Here is a 20,800-nt window from a genome sequence, read left to right on the forward strand (position 1 = left end):
CTTACCCCGTCACCCGCATCGACATGCCACCGTCTACCACGATCATCTCGCCGGTGACGAAATCATTCTCGATCAATTGCCGCGCGGCCTGGGCCACGTTTTCCGGGCTGCCCTCGCGCCGCAGCGGGATGCGCTTGTCGAGGTTATGCGCCCTGGCCTGATCGGTCATCGCCTCGTGAAAGCGGGTGCGGATGATCCCCGGCGCCAGCACGTTGACGCGGATGTTCTCGGCGGCGTGGTCAAAGGCCAGCGCCTTGGCCATCGGGATCAGCGCGCCCTTGACGGTCTGATAGGCAACCGTGCCCGGGCAACCCCGGATACCGGCGACCGAGGAAATCAGGATTACCGCCCCGCCCTCGCGCGCCAGGTAGGGATGGGCGGCGCGGAACAGGGTGAAGACCGGGTGCACATGGATGTCGAAGGCCGCGCGCCAGTCACTGTCCTCAAGCTGCAGCACCGTGCCGGGGGCCGGTCCGCCGGCAGAATGGACCAGCACATCCAGCCGGTCGAAGCGGTCGGCGGTCCGTTTGACCAGCGCCTCGGCCTCGGCCGTGTCCGAGACATCGCCCAGTTCGATCGCCACGCGCTGGCGGCCATGGCGGCGCAGCAGTTCGGCCGCCTCCGGGGTTTCGGACCGGCCGTTCAGCACCACGCGCGCGCCCGCTGCCACCAGGTCCTCGGCGATGGCAAGGCCGATGCCGCGGGTGCCGCCGGTGATCAGGGCGACCTTGTCGGTTACGTCATACATCATGTTCTCCTTTTGAGTGTCGGGGGTCAGGGCCGGATCAGCCCCGGCACCGTCGTCGACAGGTGCGGGACAAAGACCAGCAGGATCAGATAGGCCATCAGCAGCCCCAGAAAGGGCAGCACGGCGCGGACGGTTTCCAGGTAGGGCACCTTGGCGATGGCATTGGTGATGAACAGCAGCACCGCGACCGGCGGGCTGACCGCGCCGATCTGGTTGGCGACGATCATCAGCACGCCCAGCTGCAGCGGGTCGAAGCCATAGGCCTGCCCGACATAGGTGGCGATCGGGACGAAGACGATCAGCACCGACAGGCTTTCGAGGAACATGGTCAGGATCAGGACGATGGCCAGCATCAGGATCAGCACCACATGGCCGTTGTCCGAGACCCCGCGCAGGAAGCCCAGCACCATGTCGTTGAAGCTGAGATAGGACAGGATCCAGCCAAGCGCCCCGGTGACGGCGATGATGCCGACCACCATGGCCGTCGTCACCGCGGCATCGAGGATGATCTGCGGCAGGTCGCGCCAGCCGATCTCGCGGTAGATCACCATGCTGACCAGCGCGGAATAGAGGCAGGCCACCACACCCGCCTCGGTCGCGGTAAAGACCCCGGCAAAGATGCCACCCAGGATGATGAAGGGGGCCAGAAGCGCGACCCAGGCCTGACGGATGGCGCCCAGCAGCTGGCGAAGGGTCGCGCGCTGCCCGTGCCGGGCCAGCGCCGGATAGCGCCCGGTTCCGGCCAGCACGCGGATGAACAGCATCAGCGTCGCCGCCAGCAGCAGCCCCGGCACGATCCCGGCCAGAAACAGCCCGCCGATGGAGACGCCGGTCATGGCGCCATAGACGATCATCGTCATCGAGGGCGGGATGATCGGGCCGATGATGGCCGATACCGCGACGATGGCCGAGGCCAGTCCGCCGGGATAGCCCTGCCGCTTCATCTCGGGAATGAGGATCGAGCCGACCGTCGCCGCCTCGGCCGCCGAGGAGCCCGAGACATTGGCCATGGCCGTGCAGGCGACGACGCTGGTATGGCCAAGGCTGCCGCGCAGATGGCCGACCAGGGTCTGGGCAAAGCCGACCAGCGCCCGCGACAGCCCGCCCTTGGCCATCAACGCCCCGGCGAGGATGAAATAGGGCAGCGCCAGCAGGCTGAAGCTGTCGATCATGGCAAAGGTGCGCTGCGCGAAGAGGGCGAAATTGACACCGGGCAGGACGAAGATGCCGGCTGTACTGGTCAAGCCGATCGCCAGAAGCACCGGAAGGCCCAGCAGGACCAGCGCCAGCAGGCCGCCGAAGAGAAGGATCAGCGTCATGACCGCACCTCGCCGCCAATGCGCAGCACCAGCTGTTCGGCCGCCGACAGGATCATGTAGCCGCCCGCCAGCAGGAAGCCGGCATAGACCTTGTCCATGGTCACCCCCAGCCCGGCGCTGATCTGGCGCGAGGACACGCCGAGGATCTTCCAGGCCGACCAGCAGATCAGCACACCCAGAAGCAGCCAGGCCGCATCGATCGCGCCGCGCAGCGAGGCGGCGGCGCGACCGGGCAGCATGTCATGCAGCAGGTCGACCCCGATATGAGCGCCGCGACGATAGGCAATGGTCACGGCCAGCAGGACCAGCCAGATATGGCCGTAACGCTGGAATTCTTCCGACCAGGACAGGGAATTGCCCAGGAAGAAGCGGTTCACGACCGAAACGACGGCGACGATGACGATGGCCGCGAAAAGCGTGATCGCCAGCCATTCGACCGCCCGGTGAAGCCATCGCATCATCCCAAGGGACGCGGGCGCGGCTGTCGTTGGCCTGTTGGTCTCGATATCCATGATGACCCCCTTGGTTTCAGGGCGCGCTACTGCAACGCCGCTTCGGCGCGGATCTGCGCCAGCAAGTCGGTTGCGCCGATGGCCTCGGCGACCTTGTCCTGAACCGGACGGGTTGCCTCCTGCAGCGGCGCGGTATCGATCTCGGCGATGGTCATGCCTTCGGCCGCCAGCGCATCCAGCGCCTGCTGCTCGCGGGCCGGCGCAAGCGCGCGTTCCAGATCGGCCGCGAACTCCGCCGCCGCCATCACCTGCGCCTTCTGCTGGTCGTCAAGCCGCCCCATGAAGGCGGTCGAGCAGACAAAGGCCACCGGCCCGAACAGATGCCGCGTCAGGGTATAGTTGCCGGCGACCTCGTGGAACTTGTTGGCCTGCACCAGGGCGGCGCTGTGTTCCAGCCCGTCCAGCACGCCGGTTTCCATCGCCGTGTAGATCTCGCCAAAGGCCATCGGCGTGGCATTGGCCCCCATGGCGTTGATGGTCTGGACATAGGTATCGGTCGGGATGGTCCTGATCTTCAGCCCCTGCAGGTCGCCGGCACTGGCGACGGGCGCCTTGCTGGCGACATTGCGATAGCCCCAACTGTCCAGCCAGGCGACCACCTCGAACCCGGCCCCGCGCAGGCCCTCGGCCAGTTGATCGCCGACCGCGCCATCCAGAACCCGGTGCACATGGTCGTAATCGGCCCAGAGATAGGGCAGATCGACCACCCCCAGGCGGGCATCGAAATTGCCGAGGATCGCGGTGCCCGAGATGGCGCAATCCGCGCCCGACCCCAATTGCATCGCCTCGTAGACCTCGCGTTCCTGGCCCAACTGGTTGTTGGGGAAGATCGTCACCTGAACATCGGTGCCGAAATCCTGCAGGTGATGCTGGAAGGCCCAGGCTGCCATGTGCAGTTCCGACGACAGCGCCGCCTGACTGGAATGGGCAACCTTCACCTCCAGGGCGTTGGCGGCAAGGGGCAGCATCAGCGACAGGGCCGAGCTTGCAAACAGAATGGTCTTCATCACGCTCCTCCTTGTGATTCATATTTGTCATACAATACTACCTTAAATCCGGTCAAGCGCGCTGATCCGGGCTTGAATTGCGCGATACCTTCGGATACGCCGATCCTGCGCCCGCCAATTGTCTGACTAAATGGGCGATGTTTCGGGTTGGGGAGTTGTCATGGTCAAGGAAGCGCTGTCACTGAAGCTGCACATGCGGGTGGCCGATGTGCTGGGCATGGCGATCCTGCGCGGCGATTATCCGGCGGGTTCGGTCCTGCCGCCCGAGATGCAGCTCTGCGAGGATCTGGCCATCAGCCGGACCGCCCTGCGCGAGGCGCTGCGCGGGCTGACCGCCAAGGGGTTGATCGAGTCGCGACCCAAGCGCGGGACGCAGGTGCGCGACCAGATCCACTGGAACCATCTCGATGCCGATGTGCTGCGCTGGCGGATCGAGACCACCGACACCGCGACCTATCTGGAAAAGATGTTCGCCCTGCGCCGCGCCACCGAACCCGAGGCAGCGGCGCTGGCGGCCCGCAATGCCCTGCCCGAGGATCGCACTCGGCTCGCCGCCGATTTCCAGGCGATGATCGATGCGGGCATGGATGATGCGGCCTGGGTCGCGGCCGACCTTGCCTTTCACCGCACCATCTATCTGGCAACGCGGAACGAGTTCTTCTGGCCGATTGGTGAGATGCTGGCGGTCAGCCTGAAGCAGATGTTCAGCATCGCCGCGCAGGGATCGCATCGGGCGCGGGCGATTGCCGAGCATGGCGATCTTTGCAACGCCATCATCGAGGGCAAGCCCGATCTCGCCCGGGCGGCGTCACTGACCCTGCTCGGTAACGCCGTGTCGGATGTCGAGCGGGTCAGAACGCAAGGCCACTGACGCCGCGGCCCTGCGGCGTGGGTCGCAAGATCAGCCGATCTTGCCCTCTTTGATCAGGGCAAAGCGCTTGGGGAAACGCCGCCAACGGCATCCGCAACCAGATAGACGTGATGGCCCTCGGCCTACATGTCGAGGGTCGGAAACGTCAGGCAGACCTCGGTCCAGAAGCCGGCGATCACGATGTTCTTGCGGCCTGTCGCCTCGACCGCCTTGCATGACAAACCGCAGGACCAGACAGCGGATAGGGTGAAAAGCCGGGGCCGGGCCATCACCGCCTGGCCCATGCCCGCAGGTTCAGCCTGAGAACTCGAACCCCGTGACATCGCCCAGAAAGGCCTCCAGAAAATCGCTGAAGGTCGCGACCAGCGGCGGCAGCGCCTCGTAGGGCGGATAGTAAAGCGACAGCCACAGATGGGGCAGCGACCAGTCCGCAAGCACCGGCACCACATCGCCCCGGCCCAGCCCCTCTGCAACGTGAAACTCGGGCAGGACGACGATGCCCGCGCCCGCCCGCGCCATCTCGTAGAGCAGATCGCCGTTGTTCGAATGGATCGCGGTTCCGGCGAAAACGGTCTGCGTCACCGCGCCCTTGCGGAACTGCCAGGCTTCGGGGCTTTCCTCGGCGCCGTAGGACAGGCACAGGCGCGGGTTCAGATCGTCCGGTGTCCGCGGCAGCGGGTGGCGTTCGAACAGCCGGGGCGAGGCGACCGCCCGCAGCGGCACCTTGCACAGCTTGCGCCAGATCGTCGAGCGGTCGACAGGGGGCCGGGACAGCCGGATCGAGAGGTCGCAGCTTTCGGTAACGATATCGACCAGGCGGTCGGTCAGCTGGATGGTCAGGTCCACATTCGGATAGGCCAGCGTGAACCGATCCAGCAGCGGCGGCAACAGCCTCAGCCCGAACGAAACCGGCGCGTTGATGGCGATCCGCCCGTGAAACGGCTGCAACTCGCGGTTCAGATCGTCGGACACCCGGTCCAGCGCCTCGACCAGCGGCCGGTAGCGGCTGGCAACCAGCGCCCCGGCCGAGGTCAGCGACACCTGCCGCGTCGTGCGCACCAGAAGCTGCTGGCCCAGATCCTCCTCCAGCCGGGCCACGATCCGGGTGACCGAGGCCGGGGTCAGGCGCAGCGTCCGGGCCGCCGCAGCGAAGCTTTGCAGCTTCGCCACCTCAAGGAAGACGCGGATCGGTTTCAGGTCCTGCATGGCCAGATTGTTGTCACAGGTGCAATAATCAATGCCGATTCATTTCTATGGTCTTTCATAAGGGCTGGCCTATCTTCACCGCAACAGGAATTCGAACACAGCGGAGACGGTCATGGAAAAGCACATCAAGGGCCTGCACCACGTCACCTCGATGGCGGGTGACGCCAATCAGAACAACCAGTTCTTCACCAAGACCCTCGGTCTGCGCCGGGTCAAGAAGACGGTGAACTTCGATGCGCCCGAGGTCTATCACCTCTATTACGGCGACGAGATCGGCACGCCCGGCTCGGTCATGACCTATTTCCCCTTCGGCCAGATGCCGCAGGGCAAGCGCGGGGTGGGCGAGGTCGGGGTGACCGAGTTTGCCGTGCCCAAGGGGTCGCTGGGGTTCTGGAAGGACCATCTGGCGCAGCAAGGCGTCAAGGGTCTGAAAGAGGACAGCTTCCTTGGTGAATCCCGTCTGGAGTTCGCCGGGCCGGATGCCGACAATTTCGCCCTTGTCGAGGCCGAGGCCGAGGGGCGGACCGCCTGGACCGGCGACGGGATCGGCGATGCCGAGGGCATCCTGGGCTTTCACGGTGCGCGCTTCCGGCTGCGTGACGCGGCGGCCACGGGCGAGCTTCTGACCTTCATGGGCTACCAGAAGGGCGAAACCGACGGTGCCATCACCCGCTATCACATCGAGGGCGGCAATGCGGCGCGGACCATCGACCTCGAGGCGCTGTCGGGTGCCGGTCAGGCCCATCAGGGCGCCGGCTCGGTGCACCATATCGCCTTCGCCGTCGAGGACCGGGCGGCCCAGCTCGAGGTGCGCAAGGCGCTTCTGGATACCGGCTATCAGGTGACGCCGGTGATCGACCGCGATTACTTCTGGGCGATCTATTTCCGCACGCCGGGCGGTGTGCTGTTCGAGATCGCGACCAATGAACCCGGCTTCGACCGCGACGAGGATACCGCGAACCTCGGCCAGTCGCTGATGCTGCCCGAGCGTTATCGCCCCTTCCGCGACCAGATCGAGCGCAACCTGCCGAACATCGCATAGGAGGACAGACCATGTCCAACGACAGCTATCACGCGAAGATCAAGGAGCCGCAGGGCGATGCGCCGCTGGTCTTTGCCTTTCACGGGACGGGCGGCGACGAAAGCCAGTTCTTCGGTCTGGCGCAGGACCTGCTGCCCGATGCCGGGATCATCTCGCCGCGCGGCGATGTGTCCGAGATGGGGGCCGCGCGCTTCTTTCGCCGCACCGGCGAGGGGGTCTATGACATGGCCGACCTTGCGCGGGCGACCGACAAGCTGGCCCGGTTCGTCGATGGCATCAAGGCGCAGCATCCCGGCCGTCCGGTCTATGGCTTCGGCTATTCCAACGGCGCCAATATTCTCGCCTCGGCGATGATCGCGCGGCCCGACCTGTTCGAGCGGATCGGCCTTCTGCATCCGCTGATCCCGTGGCGCCCGGACCCCGCACCGGGCCTGAAGGGGCGGCAGGTGCTGATCACGGCGGGACGCAACGACCCGATCTGTCCCTGGCCCCTGACCGAGCGGCTGGCGGAGTGGACCCGGGCGCAGGGCGCGCAGCTCGCCACGTCCTATCACGACGGCGGGCACGAGGTTCGGCGCGAGGAACTGACGGCTCTGGCAAACCTGCTGCGCGGCACCGGGGCAGAGCGCGCGGCATAAGCAAAAAAGGGGCGGACTGCGGTCCGCCCCTTTCTCCATCCGTCCCGACCGTTGGCCTCGATCATTGGCCCCGGCGCCTTGTCTTGGCCGACAAACAGCGACTAACCTTGAAGTTGAAAATAAGGAGGATGACATGGCGGCAGAGGGACTTGGCCCGGTAATCGGCCCCGCGGTGGCGCTTATGGCGGCAGCAGTGGTGGCGGTGCCGCTGTTCAGGCGATTGGGCCTCGGCTCGGTTCTCGGCTATTTCGCCGCCGGGGTGCTGGTCGGGCCTTCGGTGCTGGGGCTGTTCTCGGACCCGGAATCCATCCTGCATTTCGCCGAACTTGGCGTGGTCATGTTCCTCTTCGTCATCGGGCTCGAGTTGAGACCGCAAAAGCTGTGGGCGATGCGAAACCAGATCTTCGGCCTCGGGCTGGCGCAGGTCACGCTTGCGGTGGTTCTGCTGACCTCGGCAGGGGTTTTCCTCTTCGGCTTTGCGCCGGTCACCGCCTTCATCGCCGGGGCCGGTTTCGTGCTGTCCTCGACCGCGGTGATCATGTCGGTGCTGCAGGAACGCGGCGAGATCGCCAGCGCCGAGGGCCAGAAGGCCGTCTCGATCCTGCTGTTCGAGGATCTGCTGATCGTCCCGCTGCTGGCGGTGGTCGCCTTCCTGTCGCCGGTCAGTCATGGCGAGGGCGGCATCATGGCGATCCTCTTGCCGATCGCCGGGCTTCTGGTCCTGCTGGTCGTTGGGCGCTGGCTGCTCGACCCGTTCTTCTCGCTCCTCGCGCGGGCGCGCACCCGCGAGGTGCTAAGCGCGGGCGCGCTGCTGGTGGTGCTGGGCGCAGCGCTGCTGATGGAACAGGTCGGCCTTTCGATGGCGATGGGCGCGTTCCTTGCCGGGGTGATGCTGTCCGGCTCGAGCTATCGCCACCAGATCGAAAGCGATATCGAGCCGTTCCGCGGGCTGCTGATGGGTCTGTTCTTCCTCGCCGTCGGCATGTCGCTGAACCTTGGCACTGTCGCGGCGGAATGGCCGCTGCTGCTGGCCATGCTGGTGGCCTATGTCGTGGTCAAGGGCATCGCGATCTATGGAGTCGCACGGGCCTTTGGCAGCCCGAATACGGCGGCCCTGCACCGGACCGCCATGTTCGCCCAGGGCGGAGAGTTCGCCTTCGTGCTCTATGCCGCCGCGTTCAGTGGCGGGGTGATCGACGGGCGCGAGAACGCGATCTTCGCCTCGGTGGTGATCCTGTCCATGGCCATCACGCCGCTGATCCTGCTCACCTCGGACCGGCTGTTGCGGCCCACGGTCTCGGCCGAGGGGCTTGATACGCCCTTCGAACTGCGCGGCGAGGTTCTGGTCATCGGCTTTGGCCGCTTCGGCCAGGTCGCGCTGCAACTGATCCTGGCGCAGGGGGCGAAGTTGTCGGTGGTCGACAGCGATCCCGACCGCATCCGCGAGGCCGAGAAATGGGGGGCCAAGGTCTATTTCGGCGATGGCACGCGGCTGGACGTGCTGCGCCATTCCGGCGCCGAGGATGCCGAGGTGATCATGGTCTGCGTCGACGATCCCAAGGTTGCAACCCAGATCGCCGAGCTGCTCATCCACCAGTTTCCGCAGGCGAAGGTTCTGGTTCGCGCCTATGACCGCGGCCATGCGATCGAGCTGGTCCGGGCCGGCGTCGATTACCAGATCCGCGAAACCGTGGAATCGGCCTTCGAGATGGGGGCGGAGGGCCTGCGTGCGTTGGGATGTTCCGAGCTGGAGGTGTCCGAGACGCTCGAGGACATCCGCCGCCGCGATCTCGAACGGCTGGACCTGCAGATGCAGGGCGATTTCATGGCCGGCCGCGACCGCTACCTGACCACGCCCGTCCCCGAGCCGCTGACCAAGCGGCAGGGCAGTTCCAAACCGTCTGACGCGACCGCGCTGAACGGGGCGGGCTAAGCGGCCTGGCGCCGCCGGCTTAACGCGCAGCCGGCGGCAAGGTCAGATCACCTGGCCGGCGCAGGGCAATTGCCGCACAAGTCCATTATTGCCCCTGGCGCGCAGCCTCGTAGGTCACCACCGGCGACATGCGGGACAGCTTGTTGTCCTCGGCGAAATGCTGGGTTCCGCCGACCGGGATGTCCATGTCCAGCATCTCGCGCAGCGGCGGCGCGTGGGCGGCGGCCTTGGGCCCGTAGCGTTCGGCGAAATACTCGCCGCCGAAGGCCATGCGGTTCTGGATGGCGCTCCCCCCGCCAAGCGCCTTGATACGCTCCAGCTCGGCATCGTGGATCGTTTCGGCATGGTCGATGAACCAGCGCGGCGCTAACTTGCCCTGTTCCTCGTTCACCCGCTCGAAGACATCCATGATCAGACCGATGCTGTCGCCATAGGTCGCGTGCTGCCGCAGGGGCCAGCCGACTTCGACCAGCAAGGTTTTGATCCGGTGCAGATCGCCCTCGGGGTTCTGACCCTCGTCCTTGCGCTGTGCGAGATCGGGTGCCGGGGCCATGAAGTTCTCCCAGTCACCGACGCTGTGGGCAAGAAGCTCACCGGCACCTTCGAGCTCATAGCCATGATCGATATTGGCATCGGCGTTCAGACTAACCTCGTTCCCGGCGATCCATTCCAAGAAATCCTCGGCCTCCACGGCCGACAATTGCGGCAGATCCGCGATCACCTTGTAGAGAATGGCGGGGTTCGGCTCGGCGTGAAGAATGGCGCCGCCGTCCGCGAACTCGATCCGCGTGCCCGGTGCTGTCTCGGTCTCGGGGGTAAGACCCATGGCCTCCACCCCCGCCGCGTTCAGGAACCCCATGCTGTAGAGAAACAACACGAAGGTCGGCGTGTCGGGCGCAGCCTCGTTCAGCTCCTGCACGGTCGGTATCCGACGCTCTTCGAACTGATAGGGCGACCAGTTGCCGATCTCCCGGACCCATTGCCCATCCGGAACGCGGGCCGCCTCGGCGCAGACCAGATCCAGCGCCTGCGCCAGCGCCAGCTAGGGGATGCCCTCCCACCGGGTTTCAAGGTTGAAGAACCGCCTGTAACGGATGGCGCGGAAAGCCGCACCAGCCCCGGCCAAAGACCGCCCAGATAGCAAGACAGAGTGCCAAGGCCGATACCGCCTTCAACCGCTTCGGCAAGGCTGAGAAGCGTATCGGCCTTCTAGACCGCGTCATCCGATGCGCCACTGCCCGTCCGCGATAGGATCACCTTGCGGAGCACTGGTTGGTCATCGGGCAGGCGTTTCGACGCATCGTCGTTATCCGTCGGACGGTCATGCCGGTTCGGCGTGGATTTCCTGGCCAATCTGCAAGCAACTCAGGCGATCCTGACAATTCGCCTGCCGACCAACTAGCCCGAGGGCTCGCCATTGGCAAAGATCATGATAGTCGCATCATGCGCGGAAAGATCCGGCGCTCTGTCGACCGTCGTCACATGCAGGCAGAAATCCGGAAACTGCCGCAGGAATTCTGCGAAGCTCGGAACCAGGAGAGGCGGCAGCGTTTCGTCGACGACGATGCTCAATTCGCCGGCAAGCAACTCCTGCCGTTCCGCGACCCGGCGCAGCGACGCGGCGATATCAACCTCCAGCCGCTGTGCCAGCGCGACGATGTCGGCCCCCGCGGGCGTCAGCTCGTAACCGCTGCGATGCCGGTGGAACAGAGCCACGCCCAGAAGCGCCTCGATCTGTCCAAGCCGGCGGAACACCGTCGAGGCGCTGATCCGAAACTCGGCGGCGGCGCCCGGCATCCCGCGCGAATCAGCGATCGCCCTGACCAGCAGGAGATCATCCCAGTTGGGTGCCGCGGGTTCTTTGTACAAGTTTTCATTCTATCCTCTTAGTAGTTGCGTTTGATCCTTCCCTAGCCAAGTGTTCGGACCGATTTTCGCTGTTCAAGAAGATCGGTTCGGCAAGAAAATTACGTTTCTGGCCGTCCGTTTCCCACCATATTAACCCGCCGGCCCGCGATATAGTTGATATAGTTCATGCCGCGAGCGGGATCAGGGCCCTCCCTCCGGACGTTCCAGGCATACCGCGAGCCAAAATGCCTTTCCCTTTGGGCTGCTCGACGTACGCACGCCTTGATCTAAGCTGGGATAGATACAGATGACCGGCCCGACGTGATCGACACACATTACCCGCAACCAGCCTTCGATTCGAGATTAAGTCGCAAGGCGATTCAACACTCAGTTTCAGAAATCAAAAATGGGGTCGCTCATATCCCCCGTCAGCGCGCTTGGGACATCTGGTGTGATTTTGTAACGGAGTGTTTCTGGCTCGTCGTAACCGCCAAGGAGTGGAGATGACATAGAACCCCGGAACGGCAAAGCACTCCGCCGAGCGGATCGTCAAGAACATCCGCTGTCGAACTCGGAGGCATCATTCAGCCGAGGAGAAGATCAGGATCGTGCTCGAGAGCATGCGCGGCGAGGAGAGCATCGCCGAGCTCTGCCGCCGTAAGGGCATCGCGACGAGCCTGTACGACAGCTGGTCGAGGAGTTCCTCAAAGCCGGGAAGTCCCGCTTGGCGGGCCGGAAACTCTAGCTTCAGATGGTCCAAAATCGGTAGGCAGAGCAGCTGGTCAGCGCCAGCCGCACCGCTTCACTCCGAAACTCCGGCGTCGGTCTGTTGCCGTTTCCCATGGAGCAGTCCTGGTTACTCAGTTGCTGCTCTCCACTTTCTACGAGCAAGTCCATTTTGCCAAATGTATAGGCGCAATTGACCCTGCTATTGCCGAGGGGCAGAACAAGTTCGATCGAGCGGCCTGCCCGCCTCGACCCGGCAGGCACCCCTCCACTACGCTCCCCTACCGCCGCCTGCGCCGCGGACGGTCATCGCCCGCGGTATTATAGCTGACCTCAGGCAGGCTCACCTGCCCCACCAGCCCCGGATAGGCATCCGTCGCGTGCGGGATCGCGTTGGCGGCGACGAAATGTTCCTGGAAGCGCGGGGCGATCGCGGTCTCGATCCGCGTGACCCGCCGCACCTCATCCTCGATCTCGACTCGTGCGGCGCGGGAACAGAGCGCGATCCGTGCGCCCGTCCCCGCCGCATTGCCGGCGCTGGTCACCCGCTCGGGCGCGCAATCCGGGATCATGCCCAGAACCAGCGCGTGCAGCGGCGAGATATGCGCGCCGAAGGCGCCGGCCAGCACCACCCGGTCCAGCGTCTCGATACCGAACTCGTCCATCAAGAGCCGCGCCCCGGCATAAAGCGCCGATTTCGCCAGCTGGATCGCCCGGATATCGCCCTGCGTCACGGTGATCAGCGGCCCTCCCTCGGCGGTGCCGTCATGGAGCACATAGCTATGGGTCCGCCCCTGCGGCACCGAGCGCGCGGTGCCTACCTGCTCGGCCGAACCGATCAGGCCCGAGGGATCAACCAGGCCGGCCATGCGCATCTCGGCCACCGCCTCGATGATGCCCGAACCGCAGATGCCGGTGATGCCGGTGGCCTTCGCGGCCTCATTAAAGCCCGGCTCGTCCGACCATGCCTCGACCCCGATGATGCGGAAGCGCGGTTCCTTGGTCAGCGGATCGATCCGCACCCGCTCGATCGCGCCCGGCGCGGCGCGCTGGCCGGAACTGATCTGCGCCCCTTCGAAGGCCGGGCCGGTCGGCGAGGAACAGGCCAGCACCCGCGTCCTGTCGCCCAGAACGATCTCGGCATTGGTGCCGACATCGACGATCAGCACCGGGGTCTCGGATTTCTGCGGCTGTTCGGACAGGACCACGGCGGCGGCATCCGCCCCCACATGGCCGGCGATGATCGGCAGCACATAGGCCCGGGCCGGGGGCGCGATCTTCAGCCCGAGTTCCCGCGCTTTCAGCACCAGTGCATCCGAGGTCGCAGGCGCAAAGGGCGCCTGCCCCAGCTCGACCGGATCGATGCCCAGCATCAGGTGATGCATGACCGGGTTGCAGACCACCACGGCCTCGGTAATCCGGGCCGGCTCGACCCCCGCCTCCTCGGCCAGCGCCGTGGCCAGATGGCCCAGCCCGTCGCGCACGGCGGCGGTCATCTCCTCCGCCCCGCCGGGGTTCATCATCGCATAGCTGACCCGGCTCATCAGGTCCTCGCCAAAGCGGATCTGCGGGTTCATCAGCCCCGAGGAGGCCAGCACCCGCCCGTCATCCAGCGCCACCAGGTGCCCGGCGATGGTGGTCGAGCCGAGGTCGATCGCCAGCCCATAGAGCGGCCCGTCCAGTAGTCCGGGGATCAGGTCGATCAGTTGCGGTGGCTGGCGGCCATCGTCCCAGACCACCGCCGTCACCTTCCACTCGCCCTTGCGCAGGACTTTCTGGATCCGCGCAAGGACCTCAAGGTCGGCGCGCAGACCCTTGATCTGCCACTGTTCTTCCAGCGCCATCGAGAGACGCTGGAAATCGCCCGTCGGGTCATCCAGATCGGGCTCGACCACCTCGACATAGAAGGGCCGCACCGCCGGATCCATGACCATGACCCGCTCGCTCGCCGATTTGCGGATCACCTGCCGGTGCAACTGGCTTTCCGGCGGCACGTCGATCACCACATCCGACTGGATGCGCGCCTGACAGCCAAGCCGCCGCCCCGGCTTCAGCCCGCGAATGCGGTCATAGCGTTCCTCGACGGCGTTGATCCCGGTCAGTGCATCCTCGGCCACGGTCACGCCATGCTTCGGAAACGCCCCCTTTCCCGGCGCGACCTGGCACTTGGAGCAGATGCCCCGCCCGCCACAGACCGAATCCAGGTCGACTCCCAGCTTCCGCGCGGCCTCGAGGACCGGCGTGCCGGCCGGCACCCGCCCGCGCTTGCCCGATGGGGTGAAGATGACAAGGGGATCGTCGGCCATATCGGGCACCTCGCTGTTCGCACCCGAGTTAATCAGACCGCCCGCGCACCGCAAGGCGGGAACCCGCCGCCTCGATGCCCGAATGCGACCTCACCTGACCAGCGCAAACAAGCGCTTGGGTGAGTTGCAGCCACCAGAACGCAAAAGGGGGCGCGAACGCCCCCTCCAACCAGACAGGAAACCTGAAAAATCAGGCGCCCTTGTAGATGTCCACCAGCTTGCCCAGCATGTCGAGCGCGTCCTCGCGCGAGCGCTGGAAGCTGTTGCGGCCGATGATCGAGCCGTTGCCGCCGCCGTCACGGATGGCGCGGGCATCGTCATAGACCGCGTCGGCGCCCTTGGCCGCACCGCCCGAGAAGACCACGATGCGACGACCGCCAAAGGCCGCCTGCATGCAATGGGCCACGCGCTTGGCCTGGGTCGAAACGTCGATCTCCTGCTTCTCGTAGACCTTCTTGGCCTCGCCCAGCATCAGGTGATCGGTCGAAAGCTTGATCTTGATGATATGCGCGCCCAAGAGCGCCGCGATCTGTGCGGCATAGGCGGCGACATCGATGGCGGTCTCGCCATCCTTGGTGATGGCCTCGCCGCGCGGATAGGACCAGATCACGGTGGCCACGCCCTTGGCGGCGGCCTCTTCGCGCATGGCCGAGATTTCCTCGAACATGTCCAGCGCCATGTCCGAACCCGGATAAATGGTGAAGCCGATGGCCGAGCAGCCGAGCCGCAGCGCGTCATCGACGCCGGCGGTGATCGCCTGGTTCTTGCCCGCCGTATCCGACATCAGCGAATTGGCGCTGTTGACCTTGAGGATGGTCGGGATCTGGCCGGCAAAGGTGTCGGCGCCGGCCTCGATCATGCCAAGCGGCGCGGCATAGGCGTTCAGCCCGGCATCGATGGCCAGCTTGTAGTGGTAATGCGGGTCATAGGCGTCGGGGTTCGGGGCAAAGGACCGCGCCGGGCCATGCTCGAACCCCTGGTCGACGGGCAGGATGATCATCTTGCCGGTGCCGGCCAGCCGCCCGGTCATCATGATCCGGTTCAACTGGGCCTTCACGCCCGGCGTCTCGCCTTCGTATTTCGACAGGATCTGCTTGACGGTACGCGTCGTCTTCATCTTGGAGTCCCCTTTTCACGTTGCGGGTTTCCTAGCAGACCGCCCGGCAAGGGCAACGCTGATCGCGCTAACGGCTATCGCGATCGGCCGAGGACCGCGTGCCGAGACCATCGCGACGCCCGGAACGGCCAATCCAAGTTTAATTATTCGAGACAGGCCAAGCCTTTACGAAATGGTAATCTCTCTGTGCCAGGGAGTGTCGGGAGAAACAGATGCCACAGGGAACCAGTCTCGCAACAAGGCCGCAGGTCATCGCCCGGGCGAAGCCCCCGGGCTGGCCCAAGCATGTTGCCTGCCAGACGCGCCCGAGCCAGAGGGCGGCGCCCAGAGTCCCGGGAAATGGAGACGTCGTGACAAGGATCGAAGCAACCGCGCCGGGCCAGCGGGCCGAGAAGGTCGTGGCCGCAGAGGCAGCCGGCCAGGGCGCGGCGGTGACAGCCGCCGACAGCCCGACCAGTGCCGGCGGCAACCACCGCCCGGGTGCGGTCATCGGGCAATATGGTGCCTTCTTCGACTGGCTCTTCAACCAGCGTTGAGCGGGGTTGCGGCGCGATGAAAAAACCGGCGGCAGGATGACCCTGCCGCCGGTTTCGCTTTCGTCAGTCAGGTGACGAGGATCAGGCGCGCTTGGCCTTCAGCGCCGCGACGCCCGGCAGTTCCTTGCCTTCCATCCACTCGAGGAAAGCACCGCCTGCCGTTGAAATGAAGGTGAAGTCATCGGCCACTCCGGCGCGGTTCAGGGCCGCGACCGTATCACCGCCCCCCGCGACCGAAACCAGCGTGCCGGCCTTGGTTGCCTCGGCCGCCGCCTGCGCCGCGGCATTGGTGGCGCGGTCGAAGGGGGCAATCTCGAAGGCGCCAAGCGGGCCGTTCCAGATCAGCGTCTTGCAGCGGGTGAAGAGATCACGGATCGCCGCTACGGTCTCGGGTCCAGCGTCGAGGATCATCGCATCGGCCGGGCATTGATCGACTGGCAGCACCTCGTTCTCGGCACCTTCCTTGAACTCGCGCGCCACCACGATATCCACCGGCAGATGGATGGTGCAGCCGGTGCTTTCGGCTTTCTCCAGGATCTCGCGGGCGGTGTCGGCCATGTCGCGCTCGGCCAGCGACTTGCCGACCTCGATGTCCTTTGCGACCAGGAAGGTATTGGCCATGCCGCCGCCGATCACCAGATGATCGACCTTCTCGATCAGGTTCGACAAGAGTTCCAGCTTGGTCGAGACCTTGGCCCCGCCGACCACGGCCACCACCGGACGCTCGGGCTTGCCAAGCGCCGCATCCAGCGCCTTCAGTTCTTCCTCCATCAGCCGCCCGGCACCGGCCTGCATCAGCCGCGCCAGACCCTCGGTCGAGGCATGGGCGCGGTGCGCTGCCGAGAAGGCGTCGTTGACATAGACCTGCCCCAGCGCGCCAAGCGAGGCGGCGAAGGTGGCGTCGTTCTTTTCCTCGCCCTCGTAGAAGCGGGTGTTCTCCAGCAGCGCCACATCGCCCGGCTGCAGCGCAGCGACCGCGCGCTTGGCGGTGCCGCCGATGGCCTCCTCGACGAAGACCACGCTCTGCCCCAGCGCGGCTTCCAGCGCCGGCACCACTTGCTTGAGGCTCATGCTGTCGACGCGCTTGCCCTTGGGACGGTCGAAATGCGCCAGCAGCACCGGGATGCCGCCCTTCTGCTGAATGTCCTTGATGGTCGGCACGATGCGGTCGATGCGGGTCGTGTCGCTGACCTTGCCGTTCTCGACCGGCACGTTCAGGTCCACCCGGGTCAGCACGACCTTGTCGTCCAGATCCAGGTCATCGATGGTGTTGAAGTCAGCCATGGTCGATCCTCTTGAACACGAATGCGATGGTTAGTTGCCGGGCTTGTCCCGCAAGTTGACAATCTCGTCAACCGGAACCCCGCATTGAACGCCGAACGGTGGTTCCGCGTTGCTCTTTCATCCGGTGACGCCTATCTGCGTTGCCATGTCCAACCTGAAGGAGGGCCTCATGGCCGAGATCAAGGATCCCGAGAACACCATCATCATCACGCTGAAGGATGGTCCCGTGACCATCGAGCTGCTGCCGGATGTTGCGCCCAAGCACGCCGAGCGGATGAAGGAACTGGCCCGCGCCGGTCACTATGACAACGTGGCCTTCCACCGGGTGATCGACGGCTTCATGGCCCAGACCGGCGACGTGCAGCACGCCAACATGGAAAAGAACTACAATCCGGGCCGTTCGGGCACCGGTGGTTCGGACCTGCCGGATCTGCCCGCCGAGTTCTCCAAGCTGCCCCACTCGCGCGGCACGCTGGGGGCGGCGCGCTCGTCGAACCCGAACAGCGCCAACAGCCAGTTCTTCATCAACTTCAAGGACAATGACTTCCTGAACGGGCAGTACACCGTTTACGGCCGGGTCATCGACGGCATGGAGCATGTCGACAAGATCGCCCGGGGCGAGCCGCCTGCGAACCCCGACCGGATGATCTCGGTCAAGGTTGCCGCCGATGCGTAAGCTGGCCCTGATCCCCGCCCTCTTGCTGGCGACCCCGGTTCTGGCCGAGGGTCTGCCCGGCGTCACCGATGGCCCCGGCCCGAACATGGTGATCGAGGTTGCCGGCGCCGATGGCACCGCCAAGGGCACGATCACGCTGGACCTTCTCGCCGACAAGGCGCCCAAGCATGTCGAGCGCCTGGTGGCGCTGGCCAACGAGGGCAAATATGACGGCGTGGTCTTCCACCGCGTGATCGACGGCTTCATGGCCCAGACCGGCGATGTCCAGCACGGCAAGCAGGGTGGCGACACCAAGATGGCCGGCATGGGCGGCTCGGACCTGCCCGACCTCACGGCCGAGTTCAACGATGTCTCGTTCCAGGCCGGCACCGTCGGCATGGCCCGCAGCCAGGACCCGAACAGCGCCAACAGCCAGTTCTTCATCGACCTGGCCCCCGCAACCTTCCTCGACGGGCAATATACCGTCGTGGGCCAGCTGGTCGACGGTTGGGACGTGCTGAACGCCATCACCAAGGGCGACGGCAATGCCAACGGCGCGGTCGCCACGCCCGATTACATGGCCAAGGTGACCATCGTGGAGGGCGGTGCCTGATCGGCCCTGCCAGAGCGACACATGAAGGCCCGCCGGTCCATCCGGCGGGCCTTTTCCGTCGGGCGATCCGTGTGCGACGCGCGATCTGCCCGGATTTGCGGCAGAATTCACTCGATCCTCGGTTGACGGCATCACAGCCCGACAACTACCTGAGACAATCGTAAAGATTCAGGGAGCCCAGGGATGAGCCTGACCGATCGCCTCACCTCGGAATTGCAGCAGATCCGCAGCGATGGCCTTTTCAAGACCGAGCGTGTCATCACCTCGATGCAGGCCGGGCGCATCGAGGTGCAGCCGGACCGCGAGGTGCTGAACTTCTGCGCCAACAACTACCTTGGCCTCGCCGACCATCCCGACCTGATCGCCGCCGGCCATGCCGCGCTCGACCGCTATGGCTATGGCATGGCCTCGGTCCGCTTCATCTGCGGCACGCAGGAGGAGCATAAGGCACTCGAGGCGCGCATCGCCGGGTTCCTGGGCACCGAGGACGCGATCCTCTTCTCCTCCTGCTTCGATGCGAATACCGGCCTTTTCGAAACCATCCTCGGCCCCGAGGATGCGATCATCTCGGACGCGCTGAACCATGCCTCGATCATCGACGGGGTGCGGCTCTGCAAGGCGCAGCGCCACCGCTATGCCAACAACGACATGGCCGAGCTGGAAGCCTGCCTGGTCGCCGCCAAGGAGGCGCGCAACCGGCTGATCGTGACCGACGGCGTCTTCTCGATGGACGGGGTGATCGCCGATCTGCCGGCGATCTGCGACCTGGCCGAGCGCTATGACGCGACGGTGGTGGTCGATGACAGCCACGCGGTCGGCCTGACCGGACCCGGCGGGCGCGGCACCCCTGCCCTGCACGGCGTCGCCGAGCGGGTACAGATCCTCACCGGCACGCTTGGCAAGGCGCTTGGCGGCGCCTCGGGCGGCTATGTCGCGGGGCCTGCGCCGGTGATCGAGATGCTGCGCCAGCGCTCGCGCCCCTATCTCTTCTCGAACACGCTGGCCCCGGTCATCGCCGGCGCCTCGCTGACGGCACTGGACCTGATCGCGGCGGGCGACGACCTCAGGGCAAGGCTTGACGCCAATGCCGCCCGCTTCCGTGCCGAGATGGGGGCGGCGGGGTTTACCCTTGCGGGCCGGGGCCATCCGATCATCCCGGTGATGCTGGGCGACGCGCATCTGGCGGCAGAGTTCGCGGCGGCGATGATGGCCCGCGGGGTCTATGTCACCGCCTTCTCCTTCCCCGTCGTCCCGCGCGGACAGGCCCGCATCCGCACCCAGATGTCGGCCGGCCACAGCGAGGCCGACCTGTCGGCGGCCATCGCCGCATTCATCGAAACTGGTCGCGAGCTGAAGGTGATCCAATGAGCAACATGATGCGCGCGCTGGTCAAGTCGCGCCCCGAGCCCGGCCTGTGGATGGAAGAGGTTCCGGTTCCCGAGCCCGGCCCGAACGAGGTGCTGATCCGCGTCGGCAAAAGCGCGATCTGCGGCACCGACGTGCATATCTGGAACTGGGATGCCTGGGCCGCGAAGACCGTGCCCGTGCCGCTGGTGACCGGTCACGAGTTTTCGGGCGTCATCGCCGATACCGGCAGCGCCGTCTCCCGCTTCAAGCCGGGCCAGCGCGTCTCGGGCGAGGGTCACATCACCTGCGGTGCCTGCCGTAACTGCCGCGCCGGCCGTGGTCACCTGTGCCGCAATACGCTTGGGGTGGGCGTCCAGCGCGCCGGTTCCTTTGCCGAATACCTGTGCTTGCCGGAAAGCAACGTGGTGCCGATCCCCGACGACGTGCCCGACGAGATCGCGGCGATCTTCGACCCGTTCGGCAATGCCGTTCATACCGCGCTGAGCTTTGACTGCGTGGGCGAGGATGTACTGGTGACGGGTGCCGGCCCGATCGGCATCATGGGCGCGCTGGTGGCGCAGCGCGCAGGCGCCCGCAAGGTGGTCATCACCGACATCAACCCGACCCGTCTGGATCTCGCGCGCAAGCTGGGTGTGCCCTATGCCATCGACACCAGCAGCGAGGACCTGCGCGAGGTGATGGCCCGGATCGGCATGACCGAGGGCTTCGATATTGGCCTCGAAATGTCGGGCGCGGCACCCGCCTTCCGGCAGATGATCGACCTGATGAACAATGGCGGCAAGATCGCCATCCTGGGCATTGCGCCCACCGGCTTCGAGATCGACTGGAACAAGGTCATCTTCAAGATGCTGCATCTCAAGGGCATCTATGGCCGCGAGATGTACGAGACCTGGTACAAGATGATCGCCTTCGTCCAATCGGGCCTGGACCTGACGCCGCTGATCACCCACCGCCTGCCGATCGACGAGTTCGAGGCCGGGTTCGCCGCGATGCGCAAGGGCGAGGCCGGCAAGGTGGTGCTGGACTGGCTGTAACGCCGCTGCCGCCCTCGGGCGGCCGCCCTCGTTCGGT

General features: G+C 65.5%; 20 protein-coding genes and 1 pseudogene. 10 read left to right on the forward strand and 11 right to left on the reverse strand.

Annotated elements, in window-relative coordinates:
- Nucleotide 1: 1 nt before the first annotated feature.
- Genes CX676_RS05910 through CX676_RS05925 form a run of 4 tightly spaced genes read right to left on the reverse strand, consistent with a single transcriptional unit; the run spans nt 2 to nt 3,586 of the window.
- On the reverse strand, nt 2-751 hold the full coding sequence (locus tag CX676_RS05910; protein WP_101751788.1) for an SDR family NAD(P)-dependent oxidoreductase: 750 nt from the start codon (nt 749-751) through the stop codon (nt 2-4).
- 23 nt (nt 752-774) lie between these two features.
- Nucleotides 775-2,067 carry a TRAP transporter large permease gene (locus CX676_RS05915; RefSeq protein ID WP_101751789.1) on the reverse strand — a complete coding sequence of 431 codons (1,293 nt, stop codon included), beginning with the start codon at nt 2,065-2,067 and terminating at the stop codon, nt 775-777.
- Nucleotides 2,064-2,579, reverse strand: a complete 516-nt coding sequence (locus CX676_RS05920) for a TRAP transporter small permease (protein ID WP_101751790.1) — start codon at nt 2,577-2,579, stop codon at nt 2,064-2,066. Before CX676_RS05920 ends, CX676_RS05915 begins: the two co-directional genes overlap by 4 nt.
- A gap of 26 nt (nt 2,580-2,605) precedes the next feature.
- On the reverse strand, nt 2,606-3,586 hold the full coding sequence (locus CX676_RS05925) for a TRAP transporter substrate-binding protein (protein WP_101751791.1): 981 nt from the start codon (nt 3,584-3,586) through the stop codon (nt 2,606-2,608).
- Nucleotides 3,587-3,746: 160 nt separating this feature from the next.
- Between CX676_RS05925 and CX676_RS05930 the strand changes: the two genes are divergently transcribed.
- Nucleotides 3,747-4,457, forward strand: coding sequence for a FadR/GntR family transcriptional regulator (locus CX676_RS05930; protein ID WP_198590291.1), 711 nt, complete (start codon nt 3,747-3,749; stop codon nt 4,455-4,457).
- A gap of 122 nt (nt 4,458-4,579) precedes the next feature.
- Here CX676_RS05930 and CX676_RS22740 read toward each other — a convergent pair whose 3' ends face one another.
- A complete protein-coding gene (locus CX676_RS22740; protein ID WP_198590292.1) occupies nt 4,580-4,741 on the reverse strand; it encodes a hypothetical protein in 162 nt (53 codons plus the stop codon).
- A gap of 10 nt (nt 4,742-4,751) precedes the next feature.
- The gene (locus CX676_RS05940) at nt 4,752-5,663 is read right to left on the reverse strand and encodes a LysR family transcriptional regulator (protein ID WP_101751793.1); all 912 of its coding nucleotides are present in this window, start codon (nt 5,661-5,663) and stop codon (nt 4,752-4,754) included.
- 112 nt (nt 5,664-5,775) lie between these two features.
- Here CX676_RS05940 and CX676_RS05945 point away from each other — a divergent pair, with 112 nt between their 5' ends.
- The 3 genes from CX676_RS05945 (at nt 5,776) to CX676_RS05955 (ending at nt 9,276) form a co-directional block, all read left to right on the forward strand.
- On the forward strand, nt 5,776-6,705 hold the full coding sequence (locus CX676_RS05945) for a VOC family protein (protein WP_101751794.1): 930 nt from the start codon (nt 5,776-5,778) through the stop codon (nt 6,703-6,705).
- 11 nt (nt 6,706-6,716) lie between these two features.
- The gene (locus tag CX676_RS05950; protein WP_101751795.1) at nt 6,717-7,343 is read left to right on the forward strand and encodes an alpha/beta hydrolase; all 627 of its coding nucleotides are present in this window, start codon (nt 6,717-6,719) and stop codon (nt 7,341-7,343) included.
- A 133-nt stretch (nt 7,344-7,476) separates the two neighbouring features.
- The gene (locus tag CX676_RS05955) at nt 7,477-9,276 is read left to right on the forward strand and encodes a monovalent cation:proton antiporter-2 (CPA2) family protein (protein ID WP_101751796.1); all 1,800 of its coding nucleotides are present in this window, start codon (nt 7,477-7,479) and stop codon (nt 9,274-9,276) included.
- Nucleotides 9,277-9,361: 85 nt separating this feature from the next.
- Here the strand turns inward: CX676_RS05955 and CX676_RS05960 are convergent, their stop codons facing one another.
- Entirely contained in the window at nt 9,362-10,318 is a 957-nt protein-coding gene (locus CX676_RS05960; protein WP_101751797.1) for an amidohydrolase family protein, read from the reverse strand.
- A 356-nt stretch (nt 10,319-10,674) separates the two neighbouring features.
- A complete protein-coding gene (locus CX676_RS05965) occupies nt 10,675-11,145 on the reverse strand; it encodes a LysR family transcriptional regulator (protein WP_101751798.1) in 471 nt (156 codons plus the stop codon).
- 524 nt (nt 11,146-11,669) lie between these two features.
- Here CX676_RS05965 and CX676_RS05970 point away from each other — a divergent pair.
- A pseudogene (locus tag CX676_RS05970) lies at nt 11,670-11,857 on the forward strand (transposase); the annotation flags it as partial.
- A gap of 274 nt (nt 11,858-12,131) precedes the next feature.
- Here CX676_RS05970 and CX676_RS05975 read toward each other — a convergent pair.
- Both CX676_RS05975 and CX676_RS05980 read right to left on the reverse strand, forming a co-directional pair.
- On the reverse strand, nt 12,132-14,156 hold the full coding sequence (locus tag CX676_RS05975; RefSeq protein WP_101751799.1) for an ASKHA domain-containing protein: 2,025 nt from the start codon (nt 14,154-14,156) through the stop codon (nt 12,132-12,134).
- Between the two features lie 190 nt (nt 14,157-14,346).
- Nucleotides 14,347-15,273 carry a class I fructose-bisphosphate aldolase gene (locus CX676_RS05980; RefSeq protein WP_101751800.1) on the reverse strand — a complete coding sequence of 309 codons (927 nt, stop codon included), beginning with the start codon at nt 15,271-15,273 and terminating at the stop codon, nt 14,347-14,349.
- 350 nt (nt 15,274-15,623) lie between these two features.
- Here CX676_RS05980 and CX676_RS05985 point away from each other — a divergent pair, with 350 nt between their 5' ends.
- Entirely contained in the window at nt 15,624-15,809 is a 186-nt protein-coding gene (locus CX676_RS05985; RefSeq protein ID WP_101751801.1) for a hypothetical protein, read from the forward strand.
- A gap of 81 nt (nt 15,810-15,890) precedes the next feature.
- On the opposite strand, the gene CX676_RS05990 is transcribed toward CX676_RS05985, so the two are convergent.
- Complete coding sequence (locus CX676_RS05990) at nt 15,891-17,093, reverse strand: phosphoglycerate kinase (RefSeq protein ID WP_101751802.1); 1,203 nt, start codon at nt 17,091-17,093, stop codon at nt 15,891-15,893.
- Between the two features lie 169 nt (nt 17,094-17,262).
- Here CX676_RS05990 and CX676_RS05995 point away from each other — a divergent pair, with 169 nt between their 5' ends.
- The 4 genes from CX676_RS05995 (at nt 17,263) to tdh (ending at nt 20,763) form a co-directional block, all read left to right on the forward strand.
- The gene (locus CX676_RS05995) at nt 17,263-17,769 is read left to right on the forward strand and encodes a peptidylprolyl isomerase (RefSeq protein ID WP_101754173.1); all 507 of its coding nucleotides are present in this window, start codon (nt 17,263-17,265) and stop codon (nt 17,767-17,769) included.
- A complete protein-coding gene (locus CX676_RS06000; protein WP_101751803.1) occupies nt 17,762-18,361 on the forward strand; it encodes a peptidylprolyl isomerase in 600 nt (199 codons plus the stop codon). The genes CX676_RS05995 and CX676_RS06000 overlap by 8 nt, the downstream gene beginning before the upstream one ends.
- A gap of 183 nt (nt 18,362-18,544) precedes the next feature.
- Nucleotides 18,545-19,729 (forward strand): glycine C-acetyltransferase, encoded by a 1,185-nt coding sequence (locus CX676_RS06005; protein ID WP_101751804.1) that lies wholly within the window; start codon nt 18,545-18,547, stop codon nt 19,727-19,729.
- An 8-nt stretch (nt 19,730-19,737) separates the two neighbouring features.
- Entirely contained in the window at nt 19,738-20,763 is a 1,026-nt protein-coding gene (gene tdh / locus CX676_RS06010; RefSeq protein WP_198590330.1) for an L-threonine 3-dehydrogenase, read from the forward strand.
- The last annotated feature ends 37 nt before the right edge of the window (nt 20,764-20,800 follow it).

It is taken from the genome of Paracoccus zhejiangensis, assembly GCF_002847445.1.
GTDB classification, from domain to species: Bacteria; Pseudomonadota; Alphaproteobacteria; order Rhodobacterales; family Rhodobacteraceae; genus Paracoccus; species Paracoccus zhejiangensis.